Below are 13,215 nucleotides of genomic sequence, written 5' to 3'. Positions count from 1 at the left end.
ATGAACAAACATTTGGTTATCGTGGAGTCTCCCGCGAAGGCTAAAACCATTCAAAAATACCTGGGTAAAGACTACGATGTCCTGGCTTCCTATGGCCACGTCAGGGATTTGCCACCGCGCAAGGGATCAGTCAATCCCGATAACCATTTCACCATGACCTACACCCCCATTGAAAAAAACGCGCGGCACATCGAATCCATCGCCAAAGCGCTTAAACATTCAGACTCTCTCCTTCTGGCAACGGACCCTGACCGCGAAGGCGAGGCCATTTCCTGGCATGTTTACGAATTAATGAAAGAACGCAATCTGTTAAAAAACAAAGAAGTTCACCGTATTTTTTTCAATGAGATTACCAAATCAGCCATTCAGGAAGCGATTAATAATCCCCGCTCCATTTCCATGGATTTGGTGAATGCGCAACAGGCACGCCGTGCGCTTGACTATCTGGTGGGTTTTAATCTGTCGCCGCTGTTGTGGAAAAAAATCCGGCGTGGCCTTTCTGCAGGCCGTGTGCAAAGTCCGGCTTTGCGTCTGATTGTGGAGCGCGAAGAAGAAATCGAACGGTTCATCGCCCAGGAATACTGGCGCATCATTGCCCATTGCCAACATGAAAAGGCCGCGTTTGAAGCCCGGCTGACGCACTATCAGAGTGAAAAACTGCACCAGTTCAGCATCACCCAGGGGGATGAAGCTCACCGTCTGCGTGACACCTTATTACAGCAGGCCCAAGGGGTTCTGGTTGTTGATAACATCGAAAAGAAACAACGCAAGCGCAAACCCGCCGCCCCCTTCATTACCTCCACCCTGCAACAGGAAGCGGCCCGCAAACTGGGCTTTACGGCGCGTAAAACCATGATGATCGCCCAACAATTATACGAGGGAATTGATATTGGTTCAGGAACGGTCGGTCTTATTTCGTATATGCGTACCGACTCGGTCAATCTGTCCAACGAAGCGTTGGACGACATCCGTGAATTTATCATTAACCGCTACGGCAATGACAATTACCCCGGAAGCCCCCGTCTTTATAAAACCAAATCCAAAAATGCCCAGGAAGCGCATGAAGCCATTCGCCCCACGTCCATTAAACGCACGCCCGAAATGGTGCAGGAATCACTGACCGCCGATCAATTCAAGCTCTACAGCCTGATCTGGAAACGTACCGTCGCCTGCCAGATGGCCGATGCCATTTTGGATACGGTCGCGATTGATTTCACCTGCGGTCAGGGCAACATCTTCCGCGCCAATGGTGCTACCATCACCTTTCCCGGCTTTCTTACCGTGTATGAAGAAGGACAGGATGATCTGGCGGAAGACGAGCAACATGGCATTTTATTGCCCAATCTTAAACTCGGTGAAAAAGTGATGCTTCAGGATATCCTGGCTAATCAGCACTTTACCGAACCGCCGCCTCGTTATTCGGAAGCCTCGCTGGTTAAAGCCCTAGAAGAATACGACATTGGCCGTCCATCGACTTATGCCACCATTATTCATACCCTGCAGCAACGGGAATATGTGATTGTCGATAAAAAACGCTTTGTTCCCACGGACGTGGGACGTATCGTTAACCGTTTTCTCACGGGCCATTTTACCCGCTACGTGGATTACAAATTCACCGCCGAACTGGAAGACACGCTGGATGCCGTGTCGCGTGGTGAACGTGAATGGGTGCCCGTGCTGGAAGAATTCTGGAAGCCGTTTATTCACCAGATTCATCAAACCGATGAACAGGTGCAACGCAAGGACGTGACCACCGAGACCCTGGATGAACAATGCCCCAAATGCAGCAAACCCTTAGCCATTCGCCTGGGGAAACGCGGACGTTTCATTGGTTGTACCGGGTATCCGGAGTGCGACTACACCCAGGATTTAGGTCATGCGGAAGGGGAAAAAGCCGAGCCGGATGTGGTGGAGGGTCGAAGCTGCCCCGAATGTCAGGGGGCTTTGCACATTAAAACCGGACGCTACGGCCGCTTCATTGGTTGCAGTAATTATCCCGATTGTAAATTCATTGAACCGCTGGAAAAACCGGCCGACACCGGTGTGGAATGCCCCAAATGCCATGAGGCCACCCTTTTGAAACGGAAGTCGCGCAAAGGCAAAATTTTCTATTCCTGCGGCAACTACCCCAAATGCGACTATGCCTTGTGGAATGAGCCAGTGGCAACACCCTGCCCCAAATGCGCCTGGCCCCTGTTGACGGTCAAGGAAACCAAGCGCTCAGGCAAACAAATCCTTTGCCCCCGCGAAGGCTGCGGCTACAGTGCGGACGCAGAAGAATAAGGTTTAATAAGGGAAGTGGCTCCCTTTGTTTTTTCTAATCGCATTCTCGAATGAGAAATCAAGTTCCGGCGCAGGGTTTTCTAAAGCCTGCGTCAACGTAATGAATTGATAACCGTTTTTCCGGTACATGGCAATGATATCGCCCAGCACATAACTGTTCAGTACATTGGCATGCAACAACAGAATTTGCCTGGCATTTTTGTTTTTGGCCTTCTTTTCTGCGCGCAGCGTGCGGTTCCAGATGTAGGCTAAGTAACGGGGTTTGAGTTTTTGAATGTAGGCCTCCCTTGAACGATAGGGCACACGATAAACCATTTCATTAAAGCGAAAATCATCGCTGTCAATGGTCACTGGCGCGATGACATAATGCTGTTCAGCCAGGTATTGATGCACCTTTTCTCGCGTTTGGTTAGCCCCTTCGGCCAGATAGGGGTAGCGGAAATACTTCGGCTTGGTCATGAGCGGGTTAAGGATTTTATCGGCTTTTTCGATGTCAGCAATGTAACGGTCCGCGCCAATCTGATTTAAGCTGCGGTGCGAATAGGTGTGATTACCCAACTCAAAACCGGCCTGACGAAATTGCTCAAGAAAAGCCCATTGCCCTTTTTCAATGGCGCCGGCAATCACAAACCCGGTGGCGGGCACTTTATTGTCCACAAGGGCTTGAACAATTTTATTAAAACGCTCCGTGGCGCGCTGTTGATTGCCTGGAGTATCCATTCGTGATGCCACCAGCGGCAAATCATCGATGGTAATCGCAATTTCCTTGTCAGCAAAACCCAGGCTGGATGCCAGACACAGCACAATGAATAACGTACGCATAATAATCCTTTATTCAGCATTCGTTTAATCAGTTTACCAGATGATAGAAGAATTTCGAGGGGGATCAATCACTTATATGAACCGGCTTTTTATCCCTTAGTAAACAAAATGGGCTATAATCCATCATTTTTTGCACCTTATGCTTAAAGTTACCCTCATGCCAACAGACCTTTCGCCAACCCATGCCCGTGATTTGCAGCGATTTAATCAATTAAAAGCCCTGATCCTTAAACGGCGGGCCTTTGAAGCAGCCCACCCCTATCCGCCTTATTCCCTCTACAAAACCGATTTCAATTTTACCGATGTTCACGGTAATTCGTTATTGCATTATGCCGCCGCACTGGGAGACATGGATAAACTAAGGGAATGCCTTAAAAACAACATCGACATCGATAGAAAAAACAACCTCTCCCAGCAAGCCATGCATCTGGCTCTGGAAAACGGTCACTTGGCCGCAGCACAGAAGCTGTTCATGGAGAATGCGGATTGCAGCGATGTCCATTTAAGCCAATGCCAGAGAAATCCGGAACAAACCGCCTGGTTTAAAGAAGCGATTGAGCAGTGGTTAAAAGCCGCGTTCCCTACGACCAGAAACTATCTTATACCCCGCTGCAAGGGGCAATTTTTCAGACATAAAGACGACACCCGCCCTGCTTCATTAACACGTGCTGCTGAAATCGGCGATACGCTTTTCCTGAAGTCCATCATAAAGCAACACGCCCTACCCCCCGCCGTCGTTAATCCCTTACTGGCCATTGCGGCAGCCAATGGCCAATTGCACACTGTGAAATACCTGCTTGAAGAGGCTCAGGCAATCAGTGCACCGGGAGGAACCACGGCATTGATTGAGGCAGTAAAAAACGGCCATGGCCCTGTTATTGATTATTTATTAAGCAGGAATGTCGCCATTAATCAACAGGACATCTTAAAAAACACCGCCTTAAGTTATGCCATCACCCGCCACGACAAGGGCACCACTGAGCGATTACTGACGCTTGGCGCAACCTGTCTGCACGAGAACTTAATCGGGGATAACCTTCTTCATCTTGCCGTGAAAAGCGGCTGTCCTTTTTTAAGCGACCTGCTTAGGCTACCGGGCTTTGCGGATCTGCGTCATCACAGGAACATGTATGGGTTTACCCCCTATGATCTTGCCGTTTTGCATCAGAAGGATGAATGGCTGCCCTTGCTGGCAGAAGGACAGGATTTAATGTCGATTAAACAAAACGCGGCTTACGGCCATCCCCCGGTCCCTATCCATCAGGCAGCGGTATTGGATAACATGCTTTACCGTCTGAAGCTCAACTACCGTGATACCCGTTATTTTGATCACGACGGCCACTGCCACGGGTTTTCCTTTCTCCATTCCCTTTATGCGGATCGCGAGGATTATTATTTTGCCACCTTAAGCATGATGAGTCGCTGGAATGGCCGCGAGGACGATTTATTCAAGCCGCTGGATCCGACCCTGCCCCAGGCTGCCTGGTATAAAAACCTGGATGAGTTGTTTGAACAATGGACGAATGATCTTTTCTGGTTCCAACACAGCCAACTACGAACAATTGATTCGTTGCGGCAAACGGATCGCCAGAACCAATTTGATCTCATTAAGGGAGTTACACAGGAAAACAGCCAGTATCTTCCCCTCTATGTGGAACCTGAACACAACCGCGATGAACAGGGAAAACCGGTTAATTATGCGCGAGGCGAGGCGGAACTTCTGGAAATTCTGTCCTACCTGACTCGCATACCTGCCGGCATTCACTTTGAATTCATCGGTGACCGGCATACCACGTCCGCTTATAATAAAAAGCCCCATTGGCTGGCTTATTACGACAGCAATTATACCTTTAAATTGCATGGAAATACGCACGCCCTGGCAGTCAGCCGAAAATTAATCGACTGGTTTAAAGGCGCAGGTGATGGGGCGAATTATTTCATCACCGCTTTTTGTTTTCAGAAAGACAGTTATGAACTTCAATTGTCGACGTTTTTTGTTTTTGATGAAACGGAATTTCCCAAAAGCCAGGCAGAGGCGCTGCGGTTTCAGCAGCACTCTGCCAATCAGTTTACCCCCTTGCACATGGCCGTCATGACACGCAGCTTACCCGCCATCAAAAGACTGCTCAGCGATGGCTTTTGTGACATTCACGCCCGGGATCGTTCAGGCCGTTCAGCCATAAAAATGGCCTTGGACAGCCATTTTCATGACGCGCTGGGTTTGTTTTTAACCTCACCGGACACTCCTCTTGATGAGTTAAGCGGTTTTATTCGTCAAGCCTATCGAACTAACGAAAACGACATTCTTCAAGCTGCCCTTGCCCATCCAAAGGCCAGGCAGTTAATCGCTTTGTTACTGGAGGCAATTCAAAAGGAAGACCTGCCCTTAATCCAACGCCTGCTGTCACAGACAAAAATGGATGTTAATCAGAGCGTTTCCGGCACCCTGCCCCTCATTGAAGCCCTACAAACCGGCCATGAAGCCATCATACAGACGTTATTTAATCATGGCGCCTCGCTGTTCATGACCTGCGGCCATGCGAACACCCCGTTGAAAGTCGCTTTTCTCAGCCATTCCCGTTGCATGGACATGGTGATTGCCCGCTTAAACGGCAACCTCCACCGCCTTGATGTCACGGGCATGGCAGCCATTCATCATGCGGCCGCGCAGGCCAATGCCCCAGCCTTGCGAAAATTAATCAGTGCAGGGGCGGATGTGCGCCAGGTCACGGCAGACGATAAAACCGTTTTTAAACTGCTTGGCGATTCGCCCTGGGGGATTCCTGAGCAACGGGAATGTTACCGCTTGCTTATCAGTCAGTATCAGTTTGACTTATCGAGTGCGTCTGATCGTCAAATCCTGCAACAGCTGTTGGTGAAACTGGCTCTGTCTTACGATGAACAATTGTATCAACTCCTTCTTCGTCAATGCAGCCCGGAAATCCTGAATAGCCTTCACATTAACGGCCAACCGTTTTTGCATTACCTAATCCACAGCCGCTGTCTTGCACCCTTGGCTCTCCTGCTTGCCCATGGCGCTCAGGTAGACCCTCTCTCTGCGGACGGCAATACCCCCTTGATGGCGCTGATTCAGGCAACCAACCTACCCAACCGGCACAAGGTCATTGCCATGTTCATTGACTTCGACGCAGAAATCACCCTAAAAAACAAACAGGGTCAATGCGCGCTTGAGCTCATGCAGCAAAGCACGGATGAACACATCAGGCAGATGGCAGAGGATGCCCGTTCAGAATCGCCATTGCGTATGGGTTAACGGGCTAATGACGGCTGGCATCTATGCTTTTCACCCGGCCGTTTTCAAAGGTCAGTTCGTAGACAAACTCGTTAGGGGAATTCTGGTATGTCCAAACCTCAATTTGCCGGATGCTTTCACCCACCGGGTTACCCCAGGCATCCAACAGCAATTGCCGATCGTCACGGATTTCTTTGGCCAAGGGCTCACCGCATTTTTTAAGTACCGCAAATTTGGTGTCTCCTTCATACACCAGGGATTGCTGGCAACGCATGGCCTCTGCCGCCATTGGGCTTAACGCCATTAACAGGCCAGTCAACAGCATCAATCGTTTCATATCGCCTCGCCATGACGTTCAACTCCTAGATTGAGTATAGAACTTTTTCACTTCCTGAATAGTGCGTTCGATGCCGTCACGGTCAATGTCCAAATGGGTGACTAAACGTAACTGGCCGCTTTTATTAGGATTTTTTGGCCAAACGATGCCCTGGCTCTGCAGATGAGCCTGAAGTTGCGGGTAGTTTTTAGCGGCTTTGACGAAAAGGACATTGGTTGCGACGCTCTCGACCTGAATCGACTCAATTCCTGCCAATTGCTCAGCCAGCAGCAGGGCGTGATCATGATCCTCCTGTAATCGCGCCACGTGATGCTCAAGCGCATAAATCCCGGCCGCCGCCAGCAATCCGGCCTGTCGCATGCCACCGCCCAGCACTTTGCGCCAACGCCGTGCTTTACCAATCAACTCACGGGAACCGCATAACACGGAGCCTACGGGTGCCCCTAATCCTTTGGACAGGCAAATGGAAATGGAATCGAAGTGACGGCTTATTTCGTGCAGTTCCACCCCTGAATGCACCACCGCATTAAACACGCGAGCCCCGTCTAAATGCGCGCTCAAGCCATGTTCGCGGCAAAAAGAAGGAATGGTTTTCAGGTAATCCAGCGGCAAGGCTTTCCCGGACAAGGTATTTTCCAGGCACAATAGCCGGCTGCGAGGATGGTGATCTTCCACTGGCTTGATGACCAAGGCTACCTTGGACAACGACAGGGTGCCATCCGTCTCAAAATCAAGGGGTTGTGGCTGCACACTACCCAATACGGCAGCTCCTCCACCCTCCCACACGTAGGTATGTGCTGTCTGACCGACTATGTATTCATCGCCGCGCTCACAATGCGCCATGATGGCCATCAGGTTAGTCTGGGTACCTGAGGGCGCAAACACAGCAGCCTCCATCGCGGCACGCTCAGCAAGGATGGATTCAAGCATTTTAACGGTCGGATCTTCGCCAAACACGTCGTCGCCTGACTCAGCGCCCATCATCGCTTTCATCATGCCGGCCGTCGGTTGGGTGACCGTATCGCTTCGAAAATCAATTCGTTTCATTTTACGTCTCGCTTATCGTGGTGTAGATTGCTTTCAGAGAGGGAAGTAATTTCTGTAAATGATTGACTGTGGCAAGGATCGCCTCGGCCTCCTGGTGTTTGCCCTGCTTCAGACAATAGGCATACCAGAGAAGCCAGCTATGAAAAATCTGGTGCCACAGGGTATCATCGGCTTTATGCCGGTGCGATACGTGCTCATAATAGCCTGTCAATACTGCCGTGTATAACGACGCCTCGAAGCGATGTTCTACCACGCCGGCACAATTCAATGCAAGGCCCAGCAATTCCACCAGCGGGTGAATTAAACCCGCACTTTCCCAATCCAGCAGACACAGGTGTTTGTTGTCCTGCCACACCAGGTTGTGACTGTGAAGGTCACGATGGCTAACGACCCATTCATGGTCACGGTGATTACGTTGCTGATTGCATTCGTCAATCAGTGCACAAACCCAACTCAAGGTGGAGGCGTCATCAACCTCGATGGCCGGAAAGGGTTGCGCCTTAGGATGCTTAAATCCCAGTTGATGAAGGGCAGCCAGCGCTCTGCCTGAACAGGCTGCTCGATGGGGTGATGACTGCTCATGGATTTTGCCGGGGCAATAGGGCTTAAGCACACCGACCTGATTGCCCACCGGAATAAGAAAACCTGCGGGATGCGGGCGTAGTGCACGCTGTGTCAGCGCCAGACGGGTGGCTACAACCGCTGCCAATTCCTCTGTGAACTCAAGCTGCTCGGGATGGGTGGGACCTAACCAGGTTGATGACGCAAACAATTTGGCCACCCACAGGCTGCCGTCCTGTAAACGCAGTAACTCGTTGTGATGCTGAAGCCCCTGACTTAATGGGATTACCAACACCAGAGGCTCAAGGAGAAAGGGGGTGGCCCAATGGCTTACGGCAGCTGTTGGCATGTCAGTTTAAACACGGGAAGGAAAGCGGTTATTGCTCATTCATTAATTGTTCGATGTAACGTCGACAGGTTAATGGTTTATCCAGGTAATTGATTAAATAGCGTGTTCCGCCTGTTCCGGTAATAACGAGCGATCCGTAGCGTAAAAGACTGCCCAGGATGGACTGGCGAATGTCTATGGTTTCAATTTTAGTCAGCGGAATATCTACCGTCTGGCGCACCAGCACACCGGTGCGCAAGATCACCTGCTTTTTTTTAATGGTCAGGGAAGAAAAATGATAAGTCACCCAGGTAATCCCTATCCAGGCCAAGGCGAAAAGGACAACGAACAAAGACAACACTTTTAATTGTTCAAACTCGATACCGAGAAGCATGCCCGCCAATGCCAGCATCACAGGCCAGAAAAAAAGGACTAAATGGAGTCCTGCTTCATAGACAACATTCGTATCGGCTTTTTCCTTCATTGGTATCCTCATTATTCTTATTGCCCTATCATAGAGGAGATGCAATAAATTTGCTATGCTTGCAAATCGGTTCATTTAAGCCCGGCTACCTGCCTGTATGCGTCCCGTTAATCAGTGCCTGAATAAACAACTGGCGGCTCTCTGCGAACAGAGCATAAAACTCAATGAATTAAACGAAAAGCTGAAAATGTATTTAAGTCCTTCGCTTCATGAGCATTGCAGTGTGGGTAGTTTTAATCGCGGCTGTCTGGTATTGGCACTCACTGCCCCAGCCTTTGCTACACCGCTACGCTACGAGCTTCCGGTGTTGCGCGATCGATTGCGCAAAGAGGCGGGGTTTTATCAGCTCCTCTCCATCCAGATTAAAATCATCGAGCCGGAAGTGAAATTAAGTTCATCTATCCCCAAAAAATGCCGTCCACTGTCTGACAAGTCGCGTGCGGCCATTCAACAAGCAGGAGAAACCTGCCCTTATCCGCCGCTTAAGGACGCACTTTACAAACTGGCGCAGGACGATAAAGGCTAGCAGCGTATTGAGAGCCCTGCACAAGCAAGGATGGAATTAGGCTTCAACAGGGAAGAAATCAGGAACAACCGCAGGTTGGTAATTTTCAGCATCAAAATAGGTGTATTCCCAGGCATCCTGGCGAACCATCAACTCCCTTAGCAGGCGATTGTTTAATTCATGCCCGGATTTGTAGCCCTCGAACGCGCCAATCAGGCCGCATCCCAATAAATACAAGTCGCCAATGGCATCAAGAACCTTGTGAGCGACGAATTCACCCTCGAAGCGCAAGCCGTCATCATTGAGCACGCGGTAATCATCAACCACGATGGCATTGTCCATACTCCCGCCTTTTGCCAAATCATTTTCACGCAATTTTTCATAATCGGACAAGAAGCCAAAGGTTCTGGCGCGGCATACTTCTTTGACATAGGACGTATCGGAAAAATCGAAGCTCGCTTTTTGCGGTCGGCCGTTAAATGCCGGATGATCAAAATCGATAGTAAATGAGATTTTATAGCCATTGTACGGCAAAAATTGCACGTACTTGTCCTTGTCTTCCACGCGAATGGGTTTCAATATACGGATAAAACGCTTGGCGGCGCTTTGTTCACGGATTCCTGCGGATTGAATTAAAAAGACAAAGGGCGCCGCGCTGCCATCCATGATGGGGATTTCCGGTGCATTGACATCCACATAGGCATTATCAATGCCCAATCCAGCCAGAGCTGAGAGCAGGTGTTCAACAGTTGCAACCTTCACGCCGTTACGGTGCAGCGAGGTGCAGAGCATGGTGTCGCCCACGTTGTCGTAGGAAGCAGGGATTTCAACGGGTGGGTTTAAATCAGTGCGTCTGAAAACAATACCGGTATTGATGGGTGCCGGGCGCAGAGTAAGAAGAACTTTTTCGCCTGAATGCAAGCCTACACCTGTTGCTTGAATTACTTTCTTAGGAGTTCTTTGTTTTATCATGCAATGATCACCTTTTCTCGATACCCTTTTTGTTGACGCGCAATAAACGACCAAATCATAACAGCAATTGATTGATTAGTCTAATTTTTTCATGCTTTTCCACAAAAAACGGCCCGAAGGCCGTCCATTATTTAATCAACATGCTCTTCTTGTCGACGAAGAAACGCTGGTATATCAAGGTAATCAACATCCGGTACAGACTCCGATACGGCCTTGGTTGACGTGGTGGTTGCAGGGGCTGAAGCCTGCTTGCGAATCACCGCCGGACGATCCAGTTGGTGATAATCCAGGGATCCGTCACTGCGGGTAGACTCTGCAAAACGGGATTTGGCCGGTTGTTGGCTTGAGGCCGATTGCTGTTGACCGCGCGGACGTGAATCGCCAAGGCCTGTTACAATCACCGTCACTCTCATTTCGTCTGTCATGTCAGGATCAATCACAGTACCGACCACCACGGTCGCATCATCGGAAATGAATTCTTTCACCACATCGCCCACTTCTTCAAATTCGCCGATGGACATGTCAAGGCCCGCAGTAATGTTCACCAGAATGCCTTTTGCCCCGGAGAAGTTCACATCCTCAAGCAACGGGGAGGCAATTGCCGCTTCGGCGGCCTGTCGGGCGCGCTGTTCGCCTGTGGCACTGCCTGTACCCATCATCGCCATGCCCATCTCCGACATCACAGTGCGAACGTCAGCGAAGTCGACGTTAATCAGACCAGGCCGGGTAATCAGATCGGAAATCCCTTTTACCGCCCCCAACAAGACGTTATTGGCCGCTTTAAAGGCATTGAGCAAACTGATGTTTTTGCCAAGCACACTGAGCAGTTTATTGTTAGGGATGGTAATTAATGAATCGACATGTTCAGCCAGCCGGCGAATGCCTTCCTCAGCCGCCAAGGCACGCTGTTTCCCTTCAAACGAAAACGGTTTGGTTACCACAGCCACGGTTAAGATGTTTAATTCTTTGGCGACTTCCGCAAACACAGGCGCCGCTCCCGTACCGGTACCACCGCCCATACCGGCCGTAATAAAGACCATGTCTGCGCCTTCCAGGACTTCACGGATACGCTCGCGGTCTTCTTCTGCCGCTTCGCGGCCAATGCGTGGATTGGCACCGGCACCGAGGCCTTTGGTCAGATTATCACCAAGCTGAATGTGAATTTTAGCATTGGAATTTTTCAATGCCTGCGCATCGGTGTTCGCGCAAATGAACTCGACTCCGTCAATATTTTCAGCGACCATATGCTCCAGCGCGTTACCGCCGCCGCCGCCAACACCCACAACCTTAATGACGGCACTGTTATCTTGGCTTTCCATTAGTTCAAACATTACTGCCTCTCCCCTCTTCAATTCTTATTATTCTGTGGGTAATTAAAAATTACCTTGAAACCATTCTCTCATGCGAGACCAGAGCCCTTTACCGCTGACATTCAATGCCGGAACTGCATAACCGCCTTCATACTGCTGTTGGTATCCGTGCAATAATAAACCAACTCCTGTGGCTAAAGAAGGGTTTACTGTCGCTTCTGCCAACCCGGACACATGGTGAGCACACCCATGACGTACCGGCATTTCAAAACACATTTCTGCCAACTCGATAGCCCCCATGACACTTGAGCCGCCACCGGTCATGACCATGCCAGCCGCCAGGCGCTGCTCAAACCCGCTGCGGCGCAATTCATTTCTGACTAAGGTAAATAATTCCTCGTAACGGGCGGACACAACGTCAGACAAAGCCTTGGCTGAAATTTTACGCCCAGGGCGATTATCATTCATGCTGGTGACTTCGATCATTTCATTGGCACTGGCCAGTTCGGGCATGGCACAGGCATGTTTAACCTTGATGGCTTCTGCCGCTTTAGTCGGTGTGCGCAACGCCATGGCAATGTCATTGGTGACCTGGTCGCCAGCGATAGGGATGACCGCCGTGTACTGGATGGCCCCTTCGGCAAAAACAACAATGTCAGTTGTCCCGCCGCCGATATCAATCAGGCAAACGCCCAATTCCTTTTCGTCATCCGTTAGGACGGCATGACTGGAGGCTAACTGTTCAAGGATAATGTCGCTGACTTCAAGCCCGCAACGGCGCACGCATTTGGCGATGTTTTGCGCGGCACTGACGGCACCCGTCACAATGTGAACCCGTGCCTCAAGCCGAACACCGGCCATGCCGGCGGGCTCACGAATGCTCCCCTGATTATCAATAATGAATTCCTGGGGCAGGATGTGGAGAATTTTCTGATCCGCGGGGATGGCAACGGCCTTGGCCGCATCAATCACCCGCTCGACATCCGCCTGCGACACTTCCTGATCGCGGATGGCGACAATGCCATGCGAATTGAGGCTGCGGATATGGCTGCCGGCGATTCCGGCAAACACCGTGCGGACTTCACAACCCGCCATTAATTCTGCTTCCTGGACGGCGCGCTGAATGGAATTGACCGTGGCCTCAATGTCCACCACCACGCCTCGTTTGAGGCCGCGTGAAGGGTGGCGCCCTATGCCAATGACTTCGATGGTTCCGTCAGCCGTGATTTCGCCCACTAAGGCAACAACTTTTGAGGTGCCAATATCCAAACCGGTGATGATGTTTTTTTCTGATTTTTTTGCCATTATCTTCC

At 50.4% G+C, this 13,215-nt stretch carries 11 protein-coding genes; 3 read left to right on the top strand and 8 right to left on the bottom strand.

The window, feature by feature from the left end:
* A complete protein-coding gene (gene topA, locus GH742_RS02160; protein WP_203455960.1) occupies positions 1 to 2,283 on the top strand; it encodes a type I DNA topoisomerase in 2,283 nt (760 codons plus the stop codon).
* A gap of 3 nt (positions 2,284 to 2,286) precedes the next feature.
* Here the strand turns inward: topA and GH742_RS02155 are convergent, their stop codons facing one another.
* The gene (locus tag GH742_RS02155; RefSeq protein WP_370569509.1) at positions 2,287 to 3,105 is read right to left on the bottom strand and encodes a polysaccharide deacetylase family protein; all 819 of its coding nucleotides are present in this window, start codon (positions 3,103 to 3,105) and stop codon (positions 2,287 to 2,289) included.
* A 139-nt stretch (positions 3,106 to 3,244) separates the two neighbouring features.
* On the opposite strand from GH742_RS02155, the gene GH742_RS02150 reads away from it, so the two are divergent.
* Entirely contained in the window at positions 3,245 to 6,379 is a 3,135-nt protein-coding gene (locus GH742_RS02150; protein ID WP_203455959.1) for an ankyrin repeat domain-containing protein, read from the top strand.
* 4 nt (positions 6,380 to 6,383) lie between these two features.
* Here the strand turns inward: GH742_RS02150 and GH742_RS02145 are convergent, their stop codons facing one another.
* The 4 genes from GH742_RS02145 to GH742_RS02130 are packed head-to-tail and all read right to left on the bottom strand — an operon-like array spanning position 6,384 to position 9,115.
* Positions 6,384 to 6,695 (bottom strand): DUF2845 domain-containing protein, encoded by a 312-nt coding sequence (locus GH742_RS02145; protein ID WP_203455958.1) that lies wholly within the window; start codon positions 6,693 to 6,695, stop codon positions 6,384 to 6,386.
* An 18-nt stretch (positions 6,696 to 6,713) separates the two neighbouring features.
* Positions 6,714 to 7,742: a low-specificity L-threonine aldolase gene (gene ltaE / locus GH742_RS02140; RefSeq protein ID WP_203455957.1), complete on the bottom strand. Its 1,029-nt coding sequence runs from the start codon at positions 7,740 to 7,742 to the stop codon at positions 6,714 to 6,716.
* 1 nt (position 7,743) lies between these two features.
* Positions 7,744 to 8,652: a phosphotransferase enzyme family protein gene (locus GH742_RS02135; protein ID WP_203455956.1), complete on the bottom strand. Its 909-nt coding sequence runs from the start codon at positions 8,650 to 8,652 to the stop codon at positions 7,744 to 7,746.
* A gap of 28 nt (positions 8,653 to 8,680) precedes the next feature.
* Positions 8,681 to 9,115, bottom strand: a complete 435-nt coding sequence (locus GH742_RS02130) for a PH domain-containing protein (protein ID WP_203455955.1) — start codon at positions 9,113 to 9,115, stop codon at positions 8,681 to 8,683.
* 97 nt (positions 9,116 to 9,212) lie between these two features.
* On the opposite strand from GH742_RS02130, the gene GH742_RS02125 reads away from it, so the two are divergent.
* Positions 9,213 to 9,641, top strand: a complete 429-nt coding sequence (locus tag GH742_RS02125; protein WP_203455954.1) for a DUF721 domain-containing protein — start codon at positions 9,213 to 9,215, stop codon at positions 9,639 to 9,641.
* Positions 9,642 to 9,677: 36 nt separating this feature from the next.
* Here GH742_RS02125 and lpxC read toward each other — a convergent pair whose 3' ends face one another.
* The 3 genes from lpxC to ftsA form a co-directional block, all read right to left on the bottom strand.
* On the bottom strand, positions 9,678 to 10,592 hold the full coding sequence (lpxC, locus tag GH742_RS02120; protein ID WP_058531819.1) for a UDP-3-O-acyl-N-acetylglucosamine deacetylase: 915 nt from the start codon (positions 10,590 to 10,592) through the stop codon (positions 9,678 to 9,680).
* Positions 10,593 to 10,723: 131 nt separating this feature from the next.
* Entirely contained in the window at positions 10,724 to 11,923 is a 1,200-nt protein-coding gene (gene ftsZ, locus GH742_RS02115) for a cell division protein FtsZ (RefSeq protein WP_203455953.1), read from the bottom strand.
* A gap of 42 nt (positions 11,924 to 11,965) precedes the next feature.
* On the bottom strand, positions 11,966 to 13,207 hold the full coding sequence (gene ftsA, locus GH742_RS02110) for a cell division protein FtsA (RefSeq protein WP_058532267.1): 1,242 nt from the start codon (positions 13,205 to 13,207) through the stop codon (positions 11,966 to 11,968).
* Between the last annotated feature and the right edge of the window lie 8 nt (positions 13,208 to 13,215).

This window comes from Legionella sp. MW5194 (genome assembly GCF_016864235.1).
Classification (GTDB): Bacteria; Pseudomonadota; Gammaproteobacteria; order Legionellales; family Legionellaceae; genus Legionella_C.
Note: the sequence above shows the minus strand (reverse complement) of the source record. Positions and strands in the feature narration are given on the sequence as shown.